The organism is Enterococcus sp. AZ077, assembly GCF_051714965.1.
Classification (GTDB): Bacteria; Bacillota; Bacilli; order Lactobacillales; family Enterococcaceae; genus Enterococcus_B; species Enterococcus_B hirae.
Genome location: NZ_JBIOSX010000001.1, coordinates 2,000,714 through 2,021,768 on the forward strand (window position 1 = coordinate 2,000,714; position 21,055 = coordinate 2,021,768).

A 21,055-nucleotide genomic window follows, 5' to 3' on the forward strand; every position below is an offset into this window, starting at 1 on the left:
TCTTATCTATTTACAATAGTTCGTTATTTTATGTGTGTATATTTTTAATTTTCCCACACTGTTTTTCCATCTTTTTATCATTTAACACAAGATAACACCTTGTATAAATTAGTTAATCCCTTTCAAACTGAAGGATGTAAAAGAATTTTCAAAAAATTAGATCAAACAGTTATTTTAATATGCTTACTTTCTAATCAAAAAACAACAATAGGTAGTACAATTCAAAAATCGTCGCTTTTACATAAAAAAAGAAATTCCCCTTTCATCCGAACAGTCATCAAGCTGACGAATAAAGGAAAATTTCTTTTCTATTGATCAATAACAAACAAAATACACCTATAGAAGTTCATTTTAAACACGCATATAAATAGTTTGGTTAAAGATTTTCACTTATTTTCTGATAATCCTACTCCGTAGGCAAGAAAAGTTCACTTTAACGATGCTTGTGGTTTAGATCAACAGTCGATCTTTAGAGTTTTAAACATCTCATAGCGTTTAAGACTGCTAGTACAGTGACACCTACATCAGCAAATACGGCATCTCCCATTGTGGCAATCCCGAATGCGCCTAAAATTAAGACAACACTTTTGATCCCGATCGCAAAGATAATATTTTGTTTAACGATTTTCAACGTTTTTCTTGATAAGCGAATAGCATCTGCGATTTTTCCAGGTTCATCATTCATGATCACTACATCAGCCGCTTCGATTGCTGCATCACTTCCAAGACCTCCCATCGCTATTCCGACATCAGCTCTAGCTAACACAGGTGCATCATTGATTCCGTCACCAACAAACGCAGTCTTTTGCGATGCGTTCGTGAGGATTTGCTCTAATTTAGCCACTTTGTCTTGCGGTAAGAGCTCGCTATAGACCGTGTCGATTCCTAATTCATTTCCAATATGTGTCGCAATTGCTTGTGCGTCCCCGGTAAGCATCACAGTTTGTTTAACTCCAAGTTTTTTTAGTTTTTGTAAAGCTGCTTTTGCATCTTCTTTGATGGAATCTGCAATCACTATGCTTCCAACATACTGTTGATCAATTGCCACATATACTAAGGTACCAACTGCTTGATTGACTGGAAAGGCTATATTGTATCGAGTGAAAAGTTTATGATTTCCTACTAAGACTACTTTCCCATCCACAACTGCCTTGATTCCTTCGCCTAAAACTTCTTCCATTTGATCCGTGGGTAATAATGCTCCTTCATAATCAGCTAAAATCGCTTGTGCAATCGGATGTGTCGAATATTGTTCTACACTTGCAACATATTGCATGAATAAAGGTTCAACCATAGTAGTTTCAATTGATTGAACAGAAAAATCACCTTTTGTCAGAGTTCCTGTTTTGTCAAAAACCATGGTGTCTGTATGAGCTAATAATTCAAGGTAATTACTACCCTTCACTAATACACCCATTTTACTAGCTCCACCAATCCCTCCAAAAAAGCTTAAAGGTACCGAAATTACTAAAGCACAAGGACACGAAATCACTAAGAACGTCAAAGCTCGGTAAATCCATTCATCAAATCCTGTATTTGGTAACACAAGTGGTGGTAAAATGGCTAATAAAACAGCTAATACTACTACCACTGGCGTGTAGTAACGAGCAAATTTAGTGATGAAATTTTCTGCTGGTGCCTTTTTACTACTTGCATTTTCTACTAATTCGAGCAATTTACTAATGGTTGAGTTTTGATAATTTTTTTCTACTTCAACAACTAATGGTTGATTGATATTGATAAAACCACTTAATACTGACTCTCCTTCAAAAACTTCTTTTGGAACCGATTCTCCAGTTAATGCAGAAGTGTCAACTAATGACTGCCCACTGATGACTTTCCCATCTAATGGTACTCGTTCTCCTGGTTTGACAAAAACATGCTCCCCAATCAGTACTCTTTCTGGCTGGGTTGTCACCAATCCAGCTTCTGTTTCAACATGAGCCACTTCTGGTCGAATCTCCATCAATGCACGTATCGATTTTCTTGATTGGTTGACTGCAAAGCCTTGGAAATATTCACCTACTTGATAAAACAACATGACCGCTACTGCCTCTGGATATTCACCAATCAACATCGCACCGATCGTTGCGATTGCCATCAAAAAATTTTCATCAAACAATTGACCTCTCGTAATGTTTAATGCAGCTTGTTTAATAACATCAAAACCAATAAATAAATAGACAAGTAAAAATCCAATAAAACGAATCGGTTCAGCTGGAGCCCAAATAAACAAGCCTAATAAGCCAATAGCTGATAGGACAATACGAATCAGATCCTTTTTTTCTTCATTTAATGTCGAAGTCACTTCTTCCATCTCTTTTACCTCAACTTCTGGTTCTAATTCCTTGATCACTTTTCTAGTTTCAGTTTCGATTTCACCTATCTTATCCTGATCTGCGTCAATCGTTAATTTACCTACAGCAAAGTTAACATTTGCTTGCTTTACCCCATTGATTTCGTTGATTCTTTTTTCGATTTTCATTGCACAGTTTGCGCAATCCAATCCTTCTAATCGATAGCTTTTCATGCTCTGACCTCCTCACTTTAAACATGAACGTTTATTCATGTATAATTATATATGAGTGGTCACTCATTTGTCAAACTAATACTTCTTCTATTTTTTATCAATCAAAAAAGCATTACCTTTACAATAAAAAAAGCGACTCATAAAGTGAAAACCATATCATCCATTGTAAGAGTACAGGAGTGTCACAAATAAAAAAGAACTGAACAACGGAATCTACACTTGTCCTTACCCGAACTAATCCATACCTAATAGCTATCTTATCAGCAATAAAAAAAATAAGCATTTCTCCTATTTGATTAAAACTCCCCCACTAGCCAAACGAGTGAGGGAGTTTTTTTATTGTTGTCGTATCTCTTCATCCTAAGCGATATCTATTTTACTGGGATTATTCCACTTCTATAGTCGCTAGTAGTTGTTGGAAACTATTCGTAGTACTTGTTCCTGGTCGATTACCTACTAATTTAACTGAAATGATATCGCCAGCAACCACGCCTTTACTGTAAGTCACCCGAACAGTCTCATTCATTTTTTTGACTGATGAATAGTAAACTTTTCCTTTATAAGTTTCCGCGATATATGCATCATTTTTATAAAGTACGATTCGATTGTCTTGCTCAAATATTTCTCGATCAATATCCATCACTACTTTATTTCCAACTACTTGAATATCTTTCACGATCTGATCATATTCAGTCGCTGCTGATTCCAATTTTTTCTCTACTACATAGGTTTCTAACAATACTTTACCTGCAGAGCTTTGACCAGGTGATCCAGGCGCTAAATAAACTTCAATTTTTTCACCTTTGTTGCCTTCAAACCCACGACGTATCTTTACTAGTTCGTCTGTTATATCTTTGTAAGAGTAGTAAGCTTTACCATTATACGTTTCAAAATAATAGTTACCATCCAAATAAACCATCAGGCGTTGTTTGCTATTAAATTGTTCTGGCGTTAAGTTTAAGTAGATATATGGTTGGTGACTTTCTACTCCAACAGATAACAAAGTATTTTGGGATGTGTTATCTTCTGATTGGATATCGATATTTTTAAAAGTTGCCCAACCATTTCCCGTAGAAGAAAAACGGATAATATATGTATTGTCTTTTTCTGGTGTCGTAAAAGTAAACGAATGTCTTTCCCATTGTTCATTATTATGTGCCGATTCTTGTAAAGAAACAAATTCTTCTCCGTGATTCAATGTACCAAACTCGACTTTACTCGGAAAATTTTTGCTTCCCGCAGCGTCATAAGAAAATGTGTAGGTCGTATTGGGTTGTAATTTCACATATTGATGGATATTTTCGCCCAACATTGCTTTCACATAAGAAACCCCATTTTCAGTTACCAGTGTTGGATTGTTCGATTCTGGGTTTGACACGATCCAATGATCTAAACCAGCGCTAAAATCCCCGTTACTGATAATCGAGTCCTCAACCACTTCTTTCAAGTTATCACTGATAGTAATAGCTTCCTTACCTATGGTTGTTGCATGTACGCCTATAGAAGTTCCTAAAGACAGACAGGCAATGCTTGCGACAAATACCTTGTTCATGTTATTTTTCATTCTATTTTCCCCCACTAATTGATTTCTGCTGTTACGATTAGGTAACGAGACTCATTCTATATTATCTCTGGAGATACTCTTTTATTTGTCTTAAATTTTCATGAACATTTTATTTTAAAGACCCTTTTTTACACAAAAAAAGAAATAAATAGCCAAATTCCCATTTTTCATCTCTCTATTTAGCAATCCTGCTAATGTTTACTAATTTTTTGGAATTGTCCATAATTTTTTTTTCAAAAAAAAGAAATTATCATTGCCGATAGCAGCTATTTCATTAGTACAATCCTTATAACGAGTAAGGAGGTTCCAACCAAGATGAAACCGATATTATCCAAAAAACATTATATCCAATTAATTATTTTAGAAACATATTTAGCAAATGGACAAGTGACCGTTCAACAACTAGAAGAAACAACCCAAGCAACCAAGCAAACGATTCTTAAACAATTGAATGAGCTGGAAAATCGTGGCTTTTTTCAAGTGGAAAAGAAAAAAGATCATTTATTGCTGAGAAAAAATAAACCAATCAGCTATAGTGAAGTATACAGTTATATTTATCAAGATTCTGTACAGATTCAATTTATTTCTCTGGTTTTTTCTTGTCCGTTTATAACAACTTCGGAAATTTTAAAAAAACTAAAAATCAGTAAATCTCAATTTCGCCGTATCAAAAAACAAGTAGCTGATTTTTTGAACTGCCATGATATTTGTCTGACTGACTCTCCTTTCTACTTTACAGGAGATTCATCTAAACTATATCAGTTTTTTTATGTCTTTTTTTCAGAAAAATATCACGCTAATACTCAATATATTCTTCCGAAAGAACAATTAATTCTTGATCAACTGTTGCAAGCATTTACCGAATTGCCCAACTTCTCTACTTCTCGAGAACAACAACGATTAAGTAGCTGGATCTGGGTGATTATTAAGCTTAGTGTCCATATCCAAAAATCAACGACTTATTATAAATCAGCGGATAAAAATGCAATATCCTCAGCAACTTTACCATTTGATGATTCACGAATCGTCATTGATTATGCACACTTCAAAGAAGTATTCAAGCTTTCATATACGGGTGTCGTCCAATCAAATCTCTTAACATTTCAGTCAATGATGAAAGAACCAAAGCTTTCACTAGAAATGCAAGGGAAAAAGCAATCCTTGATTCAGTTGACAACTGAACTCTACCAGCTATTTGGAGAAAATAAAGAAATTGAGCTCCATTATTCGATCGATCAATCACTAACTTTGTCTGGAAAAATCAAATATTTGTTAAATGATCAAAAAAAACGATTTGTGATTGAATTTTTTAAGCAAAATGGGCGCTTTTCTGCCCATACTGCTAACCGACTGTTACAAAAATTGATCACTTTCAGAAATGAAATAAATGATGATCCTTTATTTTATGAATGGCTCTATCTTACAATTATCTATGATAAACACTTAAAGGAACTTATTAGAAAAAATCAACAGAAGAAAAAAATTGGTCTTGCTTTTACCTACGACCAAGTACATAGTGAATTACTGATTACGCTTCTTAAAACGAAATTGAATGAGTACGCAGTTTTTGAAATCATTGATGTCCAAGATCCTGTAATGAACGATCAAAATGCAGATTCCATCGATTACTGGATTTCTAATATTCCAATAGCTCCTCAGAAAAACTGGCTACTTTTAGACAATTATCCTTCGCTAAAAGAGATTCGTACCTTAGAATTGCTTCTTCAGCAATCAACGATCCAACCATTAATCGAAGCTTTAAAAAAGCCATTACCAACTGACTAAGTTATAAAAAAACTGCAGAAAGTTAACCTCCTAAGAGGCCACTTTCTGCAGTTTTTTGTGGTTGAACCAGCTATTTCATTTTTATGGATAGATACGGTTCAACAAACGTGGGAATGGAATTGCTTCACGCACATGGTCGATACCTGCGATCCAAGTAACTGTTCGCTCTAAGCCCAATCCAAATCCAGAATGTGGCACTGAACCATATTTACGCAAATCAAGATACCAAGAATATTCATTTTCGTCTAAACCATGATTTTTGATCTGTTCTAATAAGAATTCATAATCCGTTGCCCGTTCACTACCACCAATGATCTCACCGTATCCTTCTGGTGCGATCATATCAGCACAGATCACTACATCTTCACGAGTTGGATGTGGTTTCATATAGAAAGGTTTGATTGCTTTTGGATAATTCAAGATAAATACGGGTTGTTCAAATGAATTGGCAATGAATGTCTCATGCGGGGAACCAAAATCATCGCCCCACTCAATATCATCAAACCCATTTTTCTTCAATAATTCAATCGCATCATCATAAGAGATACGTGGGAATGGTAACTTCGTATAAGTTTTCAATACTTCTTTGTCTCGTTCCAAGACATCTAATGCGTAATCACAGTGATCCAATACATTTTGTACTAAGAAAGCAACATATTGTTCTTGGATCTCTAGACTTTCTTCTTGATGTGTAAATGCCATCTCAGGTTCAATCATCCAAAATTCGATCAAATGACGACGTGTTTTTGATTTTTCTGCACGGAATGTTGGACCAAAGGAGAATACTTTACCAAAAGCCATCGCTGCAGCTTCCATATATAATTGACCACTTTGTGATAAGTACGCTTTTTGGTCAAAATAGTTCGTTTCAAATAAGTCAGTCGTTCCTTCTGGTGCAGAACCAGTTAAAATTGGGGGATCGATTTTGACAAAGTTATGGTTATTAAAGAACTCATATGTTGCACGAATAATTTCATTTCTGATTTGCATGATTGCATGTTGTCTGGAAGAACGTAACCATAAATGACGGTGATCCATCAAAAAATCAGTTCCATGTTCTTTAGGTGTGATGGGATAATCATGACTTTCACTGACAACTTCGATTGTCTTAATCCCGATTTCGTAGCCAAATTTTGAACGGCTATCTTCACGGATTTCTCCGGTCAAGATGATTGATGTTTCTTGGTGAAGATTTTTCGCTAATTGAAATACTTCTTCTGGAACTTCACTTTTCACAACTACTCCTTGAAAATAAGCCGTTCCATCTCTTAGTTGTAGAAAAGCAATTTTTCCGCTTGAACGTTTATTTGCTACCCAAGCGCCAATCTTTACTGTTTCTCCTACATGATTTTTCGAATCAATGATTTGAATTGTTTCCACTTATGACTCTCCTTCGCTCTACCTTAATTATTAGGATTATATTTGACTTTTACTCTCAATAAATTGCGCAATACGTCGGACTGCTTCTTCCAAAGTTCCAAGATCCGTTGCATAACTTAATCGCACATTTTCTGGCGCACCAAATCCTTCACCAGTTACTAAAGCAACACCCGTTTCCTCTAATAGATCTTCTACCCACTTCGTGACATTCTCATAACCGCACATAGCCAACGTTTCTTTTACATTCGGAAACAAATAAAAAGCACCTTGTGGTTTATTAAGTGTCACTCCAGGTAAGTTTGAAACAAGTGGATATAAGATATTTAGGCGTTCTTCAAATGCCACGCGCATTTCTTCCACTGGATCTTGCTCACCAGTCAACGCTTCAATCGCAGCATATTGGCTGACTGCTGTTGAATTACTTGTTGATTGAGAAGCAATTGCAATCATCCCATCGATGATTTCTTGGTTCCCCAAAGCATAGCCGATTCTCCATCCCGTCATTGCATAAGTTTTTGAGACCCCATTGATGATGATCGTTTGCTTACGAATAGCTTCAGAGATTGTTGCAATTGGAGTAAACTCATTGCCATTATAAACTAAACGTCCATAAATATCATCTGCAACTATCAAAATATCATGTTTGACAGCCCACTCTCCGATTGCTTGCAGCTCTTTTTGATCATAGATCATTCCTGTCGGATTCGAAGGAGAATTGATGATCAATGCTTTCGTTTTAGGGGTTCGTGATGCTTCTAGCTGGGAAACAGTTATTTTAAATCCATTGTTTTCCTCGCCTTTAACAAATACCGGTCGACCTTCTGCTAATTTTACTTGCTCTCCATAACTTACCCAATAAGGTACTGGGATGATCACTTCATCTTCAGGATCTAAAATCGTCTGAAAAAGGGCATATAACGCAAATTTTGCACCATCCGTTACAATCGTTTGAGAAGGTTCATAGGTGATCCCATAGTACTCCTTGATATAATCGACAATTGCTTGGCGTAGTTCAGGAATCCCTGCGCTCGGCGTATAGTAACTTGCTTTGCCGTTTCTAATTGCCTGAACCGCCACTTCTTGGATATTTTCGGGCGTTGCAAAGTCAGGTTCTCCGACCGTTAAACTTAAGATATCTTTTCCTTGTGCTTTCAAAGCTTTTGCTTTTGCTGCTGCAGCAAGCGTCACAGAAGGTTCTAATTGTTGTACTCTTTTTGACAGCTTCATCCTACTCATCCTTTACAAATTATATTCCAGTGATAGTTTTTATTTCTTTCCCTGACTCGAAAGAAAGCAAATAATAATTGAATTGATCCTTTGAATTTTTTCCAACAACTTCCCAGACAGCTTGATTATCGTACATTCCTAGTGAAGCTTTTTCGATTTGGACTTCTGGATGAGCTTGAGCAATTTTTTCTTTTGCTTCTTGTTCAGTTATCCCATCTTTTTGAGCTAATACTTTGACCTTTTCGCCCGATTTAGGAATAATGACCGCAATTTCTTGCCCTTTATCGTTTTTACCAGTCAAAGAAAAGTAAGTATGATTCCGAGTAAACCAATAAAAGTGATCTGCTTCTTCAAGTCCTGCGTATTTTTTAGCAATCTCAATTGCTTCTTGTTTGGCTTGCATCCTTGGGCGGCTCGCACGTAAATAAAAAATCGAACTAAATACGATGATCGCTAATAAAGCGATAATCAACCCTAGTAATACATGATTAATTGTTTTTTCTTTCGGAGATTCTTGCTTTTGTTTTGATTGTTTCTTCAAGGATCGTCGCTCCTTTTATATTCGCTAAGTTTTATTATAGCAGATTTTTCATGCGAAAATAGATTGTCTGAAGAAGTTTATTCTTCGTTTTTCTTTAAGAATTTTGGGATATCTTTGCAAATATCGTCCAATGTTTCTTCTTTGATCGTAATATTCTTCGGTAAGGCCTGCAAGATCCGATTACTGTATTTCGCAGACAGTAATCGACGATCCAGAATCAATAAAACGCCTCGATCTTCTTCACCACGAATCAATCTTCCTAAGGCTTGTCTCAATTTTAAAGCAGCTTTAGGGATCGATTCTTGATAGAATGGGTTGATTCCTTCTGATTCAAGATAGGTATTCCTTGCCTTCACCATCGGTCGTAACGGATTGTCAAAAGGTAAGCGGGTAACCACGACAATCTGTAAAGCATCCCCCGGTAAATCCACACCTTCCCAAAAACTATCAGCTCCAAATAAAACACTCATTTCAGACAGCATGAATCGTTTCAACAATTTCTGTCGGCTACCGCCGATCCCTTGGGCTAAGATTTCCCGTCCTTGCTCTAACATGGATAAATGAATCGTCTGATAAACTTTTTGTAAAATATCATGTGACGTAAACAAAACCAAGATTGGCCGCTTTTCTTGTAAGATCAATTGAGACAACGTATGAGACAAATAGTCCACGTATTGTTGCTGATCAACTTGACTAATTGACGGTGCTTCTTTGGGTACATAGATACGGGCTTGTTTTTCGTAATCATAAGGAGATGCGATCACTTTCAATGGTGTACCTTCAATTCCTAAAGGTTTCGCAAGATACTGACGATTCGGTCCCACTTTAAGCGTGCCGCCAATATATAAAATATGCGTGTAGCGCGGATACCAAACTGTTCTTTTCAGTGAGGCTGCCTTGAAATCGTGAAGATGAAAAATCGTTTGTTGCGCCGTTTTGTTGGGAACAAACCAATGGATCAAATTTTCATGCCAATCTTCCAGCCACTGTTCCATCAAAGTTGCTTGCTTTTCCATTTGATCGAATAATTGATAAAGAGTGGCTAAATCAATGCGCATTTGTTTCGTCCAGCTTTCTTGAATGATTGTCAAACTTAAGCGCATTTGGTCTTGTAGTTGTTTGATTTCACGATAAAACACATGGAGATGGTCAATTGCAAGGCTCGACTCAAAGGGTAACTGCGAAAGCATTTCTTGAGTAACCATCATTTCTTCTGGATACTGACCGTTTGTTTGCTTTGCCGCAAATTGATTCAGTCCTTCTGCCAGAAAAATTTGCGCTTCGTTAAGTGCGTTTAACTCCTCTTGGTAAATCTCTAACCAACGTTGAACTTCGTGGTTTTCTGGTAAATACGCTTTGATCCGGTCAAACAAATGATCCGATTCGTTAAACTGTTGGATTTGTTTGAAAAAATACGCAATACTTAAGCGGCGATCATTGACTTTCTCTGCAATATCAGGCAAATGATGCGCCTCATCGATCAATAAATATGGACTCTCTGGTAACAATGGTCGCTTTCTTTGGGTTTCTTGGACTAAAAAAGCATGATTCACAATCAAAAAATTGCTTTGCTGGATCTTTCTCTCTAAAAAACGAACAAAATCTTGTGCATAAAACGGTTGATTTTTAGCTAAAAATGAAGTCCCCCGATGGGCAATCTCACTAAAGAGAAGATGATTCAAGTTGGTCAAATGCAATTCGTCTAAATCACCGGTTTTCGTTTGAGTCAACCAAACAAGGATTGCCATTTGGTAAAGTAAATATTGTTTTTGTTCTTTTGGCGCTTCAAGGGTCGCTTTGAACCTTTGCAAATCGATATAATGGCGATAACTTTTAATCACTGTTGCTTGAATTGGCTGATCCAACAATTGATTTAACAATGGGATATCTTTCTCCAAGATCTGCTGCTGGAGTACCAGTGAGACAGTACTGATGATCGCCGGCTTTTCAGGAGTGGCTAAATAGCTGAGTGGGAGTAGATACCCGATCGTTTTTCCCATTCCAGTAGCGGCTTCAATCATCAAATCTTTGGACTCATCTTTGGTAAAATGGTCGTATACTGCATTCATCAAGCGATTTTGTTCCTTGCGATACATCAATGTTTTCCCAAATATCTTTTCTTTAGCTTGTTTCTTTCTAGGATAAACTTGCTCGTTGTAATGAATGCTGGTATAAAGATCTACTTCTTTTTTTTGCAAAGCTAACCCATCAATTATCTCTAATTCTTCGTTTAACGGCTGAGGTTGTTCTCTCATCTCTTCCATCACACTTTGAATAAATCGACTTGTATCCATTCCTGTTTGCCCACTTAATGCATAAATGGCTTCTAATGTGACTAATGGTAAACGGCGCATCCGTTCTTCAATCAATAGAAGAAGTTGGGCAGTCACTTCGGCATCACTATCAGCTTGGTGTGGATTTTCATGAATAAAGCCTAGACTCTCTGACAGATCAGCCAATCGAAAGCTTGGCTCACTTGGCAAGAAGATTTGAGCTAATTCAACAGTATCGATGCCAGGAATCTTTAATCCCGGTGTTTGGCACCTTAATAGCTCCTGATTAAGAAAGTTATAATCAAAATAAATATTATGAGCAACAAAAATCGTATCCGCCAACAGATTATAGATGGTTGCGGCCACATCTTCAAAATAAGGTGCTTGTTGGACACGACGATTGGTAATTCCTGTCAGATGTTGGATTTGTTTGGAAATCTTGCGTCCGGGATTAATATCAATCGAAAAACGAGAAGTGATTCGACCACCTTCAATCATGACACATCCAAATTGGATAATGCGATCTTCTTTTGGATTTGTCCCAGTCGTTTCAATATCGACAACTGCATAAGTTTTTGATTTCAAATTTACTTCCTCTTCTCTTGCCTTTAAATGTTCTCTTGCGATTATACTACAATCACCAGAAAATTTCTTAATCTCTCTTTCCATTTATGAAAAAAACCTTTATATTATTGGTTCACTTTCTAAATCATCTGATCACCTTACCTACCAGCTGATTACTCAACTATCTGTCGATGCAGAATCAATTCCACTTATCTGAAGAACTTATTTAACTTCGTGATTGATCCAAAACAAAAAAGCTCGACAACTACAATGTAGTTATCGAGCTTTTATTCAAATCAATTAATTAAGCTTTAACAACGTTAGTTGCTTGAGGGCCACGTTGACCTTCTTCAACGTCAAAGTTTACTGTTTGACCTTCTTCAAGAGTTTTGAATCCGTCGCCTTGGATAGCTGAGAAATGAACGAATACATCGTTACCGTTTTCTGCTGTAATGAATCCAAAACCTTTTTCTGAGTTAAACCATTTTACTGTACCTGTTTCCATAATAAAAATCCTCCTTGTGTTTCAACACATATTTTGCAATTACTTGAATGGTGTATATCTGGAAGATGTTTATTTGAAACATGCCACAGATTACCGAACAAAAACTACACTCTTAATATATCATATCGGTTACAAAATAGCCACTATTTTCCCTTCTTTTTTTCCTTTTCATCTGGTGTTTTCTGACAAAAACGAGAAAAAGAGGGATATCTCTGTATTCCGTCCTAACAAATATGGAATCGTTTCCTTATAATTCAGACTTTCTCTAACGATTTTTTTTGATAAGATTCCCCATAAGAACGATAGTTGATAGTAAAATAACACCAGTTGAATTGATTTCTTCTACTTTTTATTTTTTAACTATAAACAAGACTGAGGAAAAAATTTCCCCAGTCGTGCTCTTTCATTTCTTTATTCAAAATGCAAAATCTCACGTCACTCTATTAGTAACGAAGGATTGCTACTAAACTTTTCTCATCTGGTGCCTCTTTTTGTTCAAGAATGACTACTTGTCCTCCGTTCATGATGACATTATCTGCCAATTCATTTAAAACTTGACGGCGATCATACTCTGTTTCTGGATCTTCTCCAAATCCATCCACTAAGTTAGACGTAGCAATAAACAAGTGAGAAATTTTCCCTTCTTTAGCAGCTGGAACGATATCCACTAGTTGATCGATAAATTTCTTATCTAACAAACGATTATACCCTTCTGCTTCTTTCGCAGCTAATTCCTCAGAGAGTTTTTTAGCTCCTGCTTCGATTTCTTTTAACGATAATTGTGCAGGTGAGGCAGAGATCGCCACATCAGAACAATAGTACGGATTTTTAGCAATTTTTTTGAACATCGTTTGGTTTTCCGGTAATGCAAAGAGATAAATTGGGCGTTTTTCAGGATTGTCAAAGGTATCCTTAAGATAATCATCAACTGCTTGATAATAATTGACCCAGTCGATCTCTACTTCCTCATCTTTTGGATTGACACCATGAAACGTAGCTCCCTCACTACCATTTGAAGTATAGTTTAATCCGCCACCTGTTAACTCAGAACCTAAAGCTGTTACTACATCTTTCGGTGCATCTTCCGGTAATTTTACTTCAGTTACCTGCTTATTGTTTACTTCGTACAACTTCATTGAATCACGATTCAATCCTAGTAGATAATAAGCGTAGTTAAAGTGACTATTTTTGATAATCGCTAGAAGATATGGCAGATCACTCACATAATATTGGTCATCTACAGGAATACCTAAGCGATGGATATACGTATGTTCTGGAGATAAGATGACAGCAACGCTTGTTGTAGCGCTTCGCCAAAATGAAGCATCTTCTAACAAACTAGTGATTTTTTCTTGGAACAAGGACCAGTCATGTTCAGCATATTTTTTTTCAAACCGTTTTTTTGCTTCTTTCGCAAAATTTTTGAACTTGATTTGATCTTTTTCTACATCTTGATGTGCGACATGGGTGTTCAACATAATCGTGACGAATGGGCCTGTAGCACCTTCTGAAGTCAGCTGTGACAATAATTCTTTCGCCATTTTTGTCATAATCGTATCCCTCCTAAAAAAAGTCATTCCTTTACTATAAGTAAAGTCTACCACAACAAATTTTTTCGAGATAATAAAACGAATTTTAATAAAACGACTTATTTCTATTTTTGTTTTATTTAATTAATTTCATAATTATTTCATACTTTACTCAATCATTCCTTTCATTTCTTAAAAAGAAATTCAATTCTTTTTGCTACACTAAGAGAAAATAAATGAATGAGGTGATCACATGCACATATTCATGATCTTCAGTTTATTAACCCTAACTGCTGTTACTATTTTTGTTGCTTCTCGATTGAATGAGCCAGAAGTGCAACCGGTAAAAATTCGTAGCAAAGATCAAGAGAAGTAACCACTTTTCTCCTTTTTCTATAAATATCTTTTATTATGTTTTTATCAGAAATATTGAAACTACTCTATCTCTTTGATAAAATTTTAATTTATAGGAAAACTATTAGAAAACAAGGAGAAAATAAATGCCTCAAAAAAAATTACGATTGTTCATGTTATTAACAAGTTTGATCTTGTGCCTTACTGCGATTTTACCAATCACAGCAGTTCACGCTGACGAATCATTCAAAGTCAATGCAAAAGCCGCTTTTGCTGTTGATGCAGAGAGTGGTAAGATCCTTTATGATCAAGATGGAGAAAAACCAATGGGAATTGCTTCAATCACCAAAATAATTGGTCTTTATATCGTTCTTGATCAAGTAAAAGAAGGAAAACTGACTTGGGATGAAAAAGTGCCAATTTCAGATTATGCTGAAAAATTGAGTGTCGTTCCTGACTTGTCAAACGTACCTTTGCACAAAGAGAACAGCTATACGGTCAAAGAACTTTTTGATTCAGCCTTTATTCAATCTGCTAACGCATCAATGGTAGCTTTAGCCGAAAAAATAGCTGGCAGTGAAACAAAGTTTCTTGAATTGATGAAAAAACAATTAAAAGATTGGGGTATTAACGACGCAACGATTGTAAACGCCTCTGGATTAAATAATTCCTATCTCGGTGAGAATCGTCCTGAAGGTACCTCGGAAACAGAAGAAAACCAAATGTCAGCCAAAGATGTTGCGATCGTTGCCAGACACTTGATCTTAGATTTCCCTGAGGTATTAAAAGTGACAAATACTACTAATGAAACGTTCGGCGAAGGGACTCAGTCACCTGTCGAAATGGTGAATTGGAATTGGATGCTTTCTGGGTTTGTTAACTACAAAGAAGGCGTAGATGGTTTAAAAACTGGTACAACTGAATTTGCTGGTGCTTGTTTTGTTGGAACGATCAATAAAGAGGGTAGACGAGTCATTACGGTTGTTTTAAATGCCGATGACCATGCTACAAATCCAAGTGCCCGCTTCAACGAAACCGGACGTTTAATGGATTACTGCTATGATAATTGGTCAATTAAAGAACTTGGAAAGTCCAATGCAAGTATTCCAGATTTAAAAAACTTAGCAGTGAAAGATGGCAAAGAAACTTCAGTAGCTGTTGCCTTAAAAAATCCTGTAAAAGTTTGGGTAAGAAATGGTATGGATACTGGTAAATTAAAAATTACTCCTACCCTTGATAAAAAAGTCGTAACGAATGATCAAGTAGCAGCCCCCGTCAATAAAGGTATGAAGGTAGGGACAGCAACGATTACCTTAGCCGATGATTCACTGGGCTATTTGGAAGACAATAAAGAACCAACCACAGATATTATTACTGCTAAATCAGTTGAAAAAGCAAATATCTTTGTGATTGGTTGGCGACATGTTACTGATTTTTTTAGTAATTTGTTCTAATCCAGCTAAAATGCCAACAAGTAAAATGTAGAATTTTAAGTACACCTCTTAAGTCAGAATGTCATTGTCTAACTTAGGAGGTGTACTTTTATCTAACAATCCCTGCTACATGCCTCAAGTTTTCCTTTTTTTAGTTTTTAATTTTTCAGAACAGCTTTTTTCTCTAATTTTAGCTATAATAGTAAAGGTTGTGTCAATTTTATTGATTTTATCTTTCAATCAATCGTTTTTGCGTAAATTGGTATCAACCTAAACAAAACACGTTTTATTTCGTGTTCATTAAACGAAAGGAGTTAATTCTATGAATTTGACAAGAGACCTGACTTTCTTGGTTCTCTATGTTTTAGGGTTTACCGGTATTCTTTATTGGCGCCGTCGTCAAAGTGATCCTGCTCTGTTCTTTTATTGTGGATCTTGGACATTTATGATGATGGTCACTTACTTCATTGTTTTGGAAATTTTTTATTCCACCTTTTACTTTTTGATCCCACTTGTTTTTTTCAGTATTTTTGCATTCTCCTATTTTACTGAAAAACGCAAACTATTGAACGGGGTATTGTTCAATTTCTTTTTAATTAGTTTTGGCGGCTACTTAGTCACCTTGCTGCTTGAAACACAAAATATTTTTATTGGTGGTTTATTTGCAATAATTGCTATCCCCGTTTTGTTGATCTTGTTATTTGGCGTTTACATTTTGATCGTCTTTTTATTTTGGAACGGGTTATTAGTTTTAAAAAGAGAATCTCGCTCATTAGCCAATCTCTTAACTTTATTATTAGCAATCTTTTTGACGTTATATACTATATTTCAAATCTTCTTTATCCAATATTTCCCACAATGGTTCAATGTATTATTCACGGCTGTCCCATTGATTCTGTTTTATCTTTTTGTGGTTTTCTATAACTTTATAACCGTTTCTTTTTTGTATCAGTTCAACCGTCCACGATACAACCAAAATTACATTATCGTTTTAGGAGCTGGTCTACTAAATGGCGAAACGGTATCTCCTCTTTTAGCAAAAAGAATCGACAAAGCGATCGCCTTTTATTGGGCACAAAGTAAAGCAACCTTGAACCCGCCTATTCTATTGATGTCTGGTGGTCAAGGATCAGATGAAAAAGTGCCGGAAGCAATTGCGATGAAGCAATATGCTTTAGCTAAAGGCATTCCTGAGAGAGATATCTTGGTGGAAGCCAATTCAAAGACAACTTTAGAAAATATGCGTTTTTCTAAAGAACTCATGGATCAACAAACTGGTGGGCCATATCGAGCGATTTTCACTTCTAATAATTACCACATCTTCCGTGCAGGTCTTTATGCAAAGCAAGCTGGTTTAAAAGCGGATGGAATCGGAGCGAAAACTGCCTTTTACTACTTGCCGAATGCATTTTTGCGAGAATATATCGCCATCTTGGTTCTGCACAAAAAAAGACACTTGATCGTTGGTGGCTTAATCGTGCTATTTACCGTATTATTCGCAGCTTTGAGCATCTTTATTTAAATAAGGCATTTGGGTGCCCCCCAAATGCCTTTTACTTTTTGTAATCTTTCCTTTTGCAACAACTATTTTCGTGTTTTCGTTCTCCCCTTAGATCGCTCAGACTGTTTCTGACTTCCCATCATTGGCAGGAAAAGAATTCCCTTTTTCACTACTACTTTTTGTGCTGAATAAATTCCACTATTACCAGAACACATGAAGCTCACCAGACAGATCATAAAGAAATAACTGGCTGCTTGTCCACCGAACAATTCGATTCCCATAACAAAACAAGCAATGGGTGTATTTGTTGCTCCTGAAAAGACGCCAATGAATCCCAAGGCTGCTAAAAAAGGAATGGACACATGTAAGATTGGTGCTAGAGCAGCACCTAATGTCGCTCCGATTTCAAATAAAGGAGTTACCTCTCCACCTTGATAACCAGCACCTAAAGACAAGACAGTAAATCCAAGCTTTCCAAGAAAATCATAGAAATGGGCGGTACCATTAAAGGCATCAGTTAACAGAGGCAAACTGAGCCCCAAATATCTTTGGGTTTGCAATAAGAGCGCTGCGATGACGACCACAGCTCCGCCAATAAAATTACGTAGAACTGGACTAGCCATTCTTTTGGCATACCAAGTTTTCAAAAAAACAATCGAACGACTAAATACCCAACCAATAAGACCAAAAGCAATGCCTGCAACGAATAATTTAAAGAAAAGAGATACATCCCAACTTGGAATCGTACCCATAGGGTAATGGATATGTTTCACCCCAAAGCTTTCAGTCACAAAGTTAGCAAATAGTGCTGCAAAAAAACTTGGAAATAAGGCTTCTGTTCTAACTTTTCCAATTGCTAAAACTTCTAACCCAAATAGTGTTCCAGCCAGAGGCGTACCAAAAACGGAACTAAAACCAGCACTGATCCCGCTGATCACCAATAACTCCCGTTCCACTTTATTTAACCGAAAGAGACGGGCTAAATTTTCTGCTAAAGCGCCTCCCATTTGCACAGCTGTTCCTTCTCGTCCGACAGAACCACCAAATAAATGGGTGGTAATCGTTCCAAATAACGTTAAAGGAATCAGGCGTAAAGGAATTTTTTCTTCCCCACCATTTCCTTGATCAATCACTAAGTTATTTCCTCTACCAGAATTTCCTCCGTACTTACTATATAAAAAAGCAAAAATTCCACCACTTACTGGTAAAAGAAACAACAACCAGGGGGAAGCAAGGCGTATATTAGTAACCCATGTTAAACTATTGAGAAAAAAGGCTGATAAACTCCCCATAAAGATTCCCAATAACAATGTGATTAATAGCCACTTGACCATGTATACGACGACCCTAATTGGATCAGGTAATCGATTTTCCATCTCTTTTCCTCCTCAAAAAAACGCCTACTAAAAAAAGGGGTATCCCGATTCTTAGTAGGCGTCATTAGTTATCTTAAGATTAACGTTTAAAGGCGAACACCATCACCTATTCACTTCATCAATTAAAATAGCATATATTTATGAAAAATACAATGAAATTATCCTTCTTTTTTTACAATCTCAGTAAATTCATAAAAAGGAGTCAATTGGACTAAATTGTGGTTACAATGCTCACTATCATGGCAAATATAGTTTCCTTTTTTCGTATAGGTGCCATCTGAATTCGATTTTGTTGTTGCTAAAAAGAGTGACACACTCGAAGTTTTTTTACAAATCGTACAAATCCCTTTCGTAATGGTCGGGGACAAAGTCCCGCGAATACCGTTTAACTTCCCTGATTCATCATAATAAACAAGAAATTTTTTCTGGGTACCAGGATCATTCCATCCAATATAGGTGTGTTCTCTTAAATCCAAATGATTCCAATCAGGTTGTTTTAGCTTTTTCACTTTTCGGAATAATTTTTCGATTTGAGCTTTCGAAGGTTGCTCAAAAGGTTGAACTGATTCTTTTAATTCTTCTAATAAGCGTTCAGCAGTTTCTTTGGTCAAAGAAGTATCTAAGATGTTTTCTAAGAAAAGGTTCATCCTTTGTGAGGGTTCTACTAGTTCCTCTATTCTCTCCACAGCTAATGCTTGGACCGTTTCGATCGTTTTAGAATCGTTTACTGAATGATAGACTGATATTAATTGTTCGACTTCTCTTTTAATAAAATAATATTGATAAGGTTTAATTGTTTTTTCCATGACTTTGAGTCCTTTCTTCTTTCAAGTGAATGTACTTTGAAGAAAAGAACTTCAGCAAAGTACGTTAGTTAAAGCTTTTCCACTCTTTTAAATAAGATCCATATGGCATCTTATCATCACCCCCTTTAAGTTTGTTTCAACAACTTGTTCTTGATACAAAGTAAACAGTAAAAATCATGGTTCGTCAATAAAAAAAAACCTGAGAAATTTTATGAAATTTCTCAGGAAGAATTCTTAATCACATCGTATTAAATCGATTGTTCTTTGCCGAAATATCTTTGCCATTTTTGTTTCATCGAAGCAGTCATCGGCTGTGCTGCTTCTTTCACAGCACAATATTTGTCGACAAACGTCACAATATAGCTTTCTTTATACTTAGGCGGTGCGATCGTAGCGCCCCACATATGTTTTAAGATGATATCACGCTCTAAATCGGATAGGTCAGTAATTTTTTCTGCATTTTTCACTGCGATCCTTGGATGGATATAAGCATGCGTTCCTTCATCAAATTTTGTTGTACGCCAATCATAGTAGAAAAGATCATGCAAAAGACCTGCACGTGCGGTTGCTTTTGCATTACCACCCCATTTTTTGGCTAATTTATAACTATAGTAAGAAACACTAAGAGAATGCTCTAATCGAGTGGAGTGGACATGTTGTGTATAATTGGCTAATTTCTTCACTGCATCTGTTGCTAATAGATCTTCTACATAAGACATATATTCTTCGTCTTCACGCCATTTTTCTGTCATAATTATTGATCTGCCACCTTTTTTGAATTTCATTTTCCTTTGAAATTGATCCTAGTATACCATTAGTGTTCGGAATATTCTAGTGAGGTTCCATCAAAATGTAGAAAGCTTAATAGTTCCTTAATCATAAAGAGAAATGGTAAAGTACGATGCCTGCTGCCACTCCTACATTTAATGATTCAGCATTTCCGCGAATCGGAATATAGATATTTTTATCCGTCAAGGAAAGAATTTCGGGCCGCACGCCTTGCCCTTCATTCCCCATGACAATTGCATACTTCTCAGGAACAGTTACCTGTTCTAATGAACGAGCATCCTCGTTCAATTCCGTTCCATAGATATTAAAATTGTGTTCCTTTAAAAGCGGGATCATTTGCTCAAGGTCTGTTTGAAGTATTGGTAGATGGTAATTGCTCCCCTGCATACTTCTTAACACTTTTGTACTATAAATGTCAGCTGATCCTTTTCCTAAAACGACACCAGATAGTCCAAAAGCATCTGCCGTACGAATCATTGTTCCAACATTCCCAGGATCTTGGACATTATCTAACAATAACCATCCTCCAGTTAATTCGGGCATGTTTACTTTTTCGTAGAGCATAACGGCTAAGATACCTTGGGGTGTTGGCAAATCTGATACCACAGCCATGACTTCATTCGTTACCAAGGTACAAGGGATGTCTAAATGGTTTTTAAGCCACTCCTCCCACTCTTCTAACCCTTTTTCTGTGATTAAGATTTCTTTTACTTTGGCATGAGAAGCAACTGCCTCTTCAACCAAATGGAATCCTTCGAGTAGATACTCGCCTGTTTCTTCCCGGTATTTTTTCTTATGTAGTTTTTTCAATTCTTTGATTCTTGGATTTTTTGCTGATTGGATTTCTTTCACATTTTTCACCTCACTTAATTATAGCATGAATTCGAACCTTGAACTT

General features: G+C 36.4%; 16 protein-coding genes and 1 riboswitch. Of the genes, 4 read left to right on the plus strand and 12 right to left on the minus strand.

What is annotated here, in order from left to right:
- Positions 1-469: 469 nt before the first annotated feature.
- A complete protein-coding gene (locus IGL28_RS09325) occupies positions 470-2,530 on the minus strand; it encodes a heavy metal translocating P-type ATPase (protein ID WP_128427347.1) in 2,061 nt (686 codons plus the stop codon).
- 385 nt (positions 2,531-2,915) lie between these two features.
- The gene (locus tag IGL28_RS09330; protein WP_081128011.1) at positions 2,916-4,094 is read right to left on the minus strand and encodes a carbohydrate binding domain-containing protein; all 1,179 of its coding nucleotides are present in this window, start codon (positions 4,092-4,094) and stop codon (positions 2,916-2,918) included.
- A 315-nt stretch (positions 4,095-4,409) separates the two neighbouring features.
- On the opposite strand from IGL28_RS09330, the gene IGL28_RS09335 reads away from it, so the two are divergent.
- Positions 4,410-5,879 (plus strand): MarR family transcriptional regulator, encoded by a 1,470-nt coding sequence (locus IGL28_RS09335; protein WP_232088591.1) that lies wholly within the window; start codon positions 4,410-4,412, stop codon positions 5,877-5,879.
- An 81-nt stretch (positions 5,880-5,960) separates the two neighbouring features.
- Here IGL28_RS09335 and asnS read toward each other — a convergent pair whose 3' ends face one another.
- The 6 genes from asnS to IGL28_RS09365 form a co-directional block, all read right to left on the minus strand.
- On the minus strand, positions 5,961-7,259 hold the full coding sequence (gene asnS, locus IGL28_RS09340) for an asparagine--tRNA ligase (protein WP_081128015.1): 1,299 nt from the start codon (positions 7,257-7,259) through the stop codon (positions 5,961-5,963).
- Between the two features lie 36 nt (positions 7,260-7,295).
- Complete coding sequence (locus IGL28_RS09345) at positions 7,296-8,486, minus strand: pyridoxal phosphate-dependent aminotransferase (protein WP_034700871.1); 1,191 nt, start codon at positions 8,484-8,486, stop codon at positions 7,296-7,298.
- Between the two features lie 19 nt (positions 8,487-8,505).
- On the minus strand, positions 8,506-9,027 hold the full coding sequence (locus tag IGL28_RS09350; protein WP_010718499.1) for a cell wall elongation regulator TseB-like domain-containing protein: 522 nt from the start codon (positions 9,025-9,027) through the stop codon (positions 8,506-8,508).
- Between the two features lie 77 nt (positions 9,028-9,104).
- Positions 9,105-11,885, minus strand: a complete 2,781-nt coding sequence (locus tag IGL28_RS09355) for a helicase C-terminal domain-containing protein (RefSeq protein WP_081128186.1) — start codon at positions 11,883-11,885, stop codon at positions 9,105-9,107.
- A gap of 283 nt (positions 11,886-12,168) precedes the next feature.
- Positions 12,169-12,369: a cold-shock protein gene (locus tag IGL28_RS09360; RefSeq protein WP_005875554.1), complete on the minus strand. Its 201-nt coding sequence runs from the start codon at positions 12,367-12,369 to the stop codon at positions 12,169-12,171.
- A gap of 443 nt (positions 12,370-12,812) precedes the next feature.
- Entirely contained in the window at positions 12,813-13,919 is a 1,107-nt protein-coding gene (locus IGL28_RS09365; protein ID WP_010737935.1) for a baeRF6 domain-containing protein, read from the minus strand.
- Positions 13,920-14,151: 232 nt separating this feature from the next.
- Between IGL28_RS09365 and IGL28_RS09370 the strand changes: the two genes are divergently transcribed.
- The 3 genes from IGL28_RS09370 to IGL28_RS09380 all read left to right on the plus strand — a co-directional run bounded on the left by IGL28_RS09370 (position 14,152) and on the right by IGL28_RS09380 (position 17,207).
- Complete coding sequence (locus IGL28_RS09370; RefSeq protein ID WP_010718502.1) at positions 14,152-14,274, plus strand: hypothetical protein; 123 nt, start codon at positions 14,152-14,154, stop codon at positions 14,272-14,274.
- Between the two features lie 124 nt (positions 14,275-14,398).
- On the plus strand, positions 14,399-15,706 hold the full coding sequence (locus IGL28_RS09375) for a serine hydrolase (RefSeq protein WP_081128019.1): 1,308 nt from the start codon (positions 14,399-14,401) through the stop codon (positions 15,704-15,706).
- A gap of 301 nt (positions 15,707-16,007) precedes the next feature.
- Positions 16,008-17,207 carry a YdcF family protein gene (locus tag IGL28_RS09380; RefSeq protein ID WP_010718504.1) on the plus strand — a complete coding sequence of 400 codons (1,200 nt, stop codon included), beginning with the start codon at positions 16,008-16,010 and terminating at the stop codon, positions 17,205-17,207.
- A 62-nt stretch (positions 17,208-17,269) separates the two neighbouring features.
- Here IGL28_RS09380 and IGL28_RS09385 read toward each other — a convergent pair whose 3' ends face one another.
- The 4 genes from IGL28_RS09385 to IGL28_RS09400 all read right to left on the minus strand — a co-directional run bounded on the left by IGL28_RS09385 (position 17,270) and on the right by IGL28_RS09400 (position 21,009).
- Positions 17,270-18,562, minus strand: coding sequence for a voltage-gated chloride channel family protein (locus IGL28_RS09385; protein ID WP_010718505.1), 1,293 nt, complete (start codon positions 18,560-18,562; stop codon positions 17,270-17,272).
- A gap of 48 nt (positions 18,563-18,610) precedes the next feature.
- A riboswitch (Fluoride riboswitch) is annotated at positions 18,611-18,678 on the minus strand.
- 42 nt (positions 18,679-18,720) lie between these two features.
- The gene (locus tag IGL28_RS09390) at positions 18,721-19,368 is read right to left on the minus strand and encodes a FusB/FusC family EF-G-binding protein (RefSeq protein WP_010718506.1); all 648 of its coding nucleotides are present in this window, start codon (positions 19,366-19,368) and stop codon (positions 18,721-18,723) included.
- A gap of 248 nt (positions 19,369-19,616) precedes the next feature.
- Positions 19,617-20,120 carry an HD domain-containing protein gene (locus IGL28_RS09395; protein ID WP_010737939.1) on the minus strand — a complete coding sequence of 168 codons (504 nt, stop codon included), beginning with the start codon at positions 20,118-20,120 and terminating at the stop codon, positions 19,617-19,619.
- A gap of 124 nt (positions 20,121-20,244) precedes the next feature.
- On the minus strand, positions 20,245-21,009 hold the full coding sequence (locus IGL28_RS09400) for a TrmH family RNA methyltransferase (protein ID WP_034700883.1): 765 nt from the start codon (positions 21,007-21,009) through the stop codon (positions 20,245-20,247).
- Positions 21,010-21,055 lie beyond the last annotated feature (46 nt).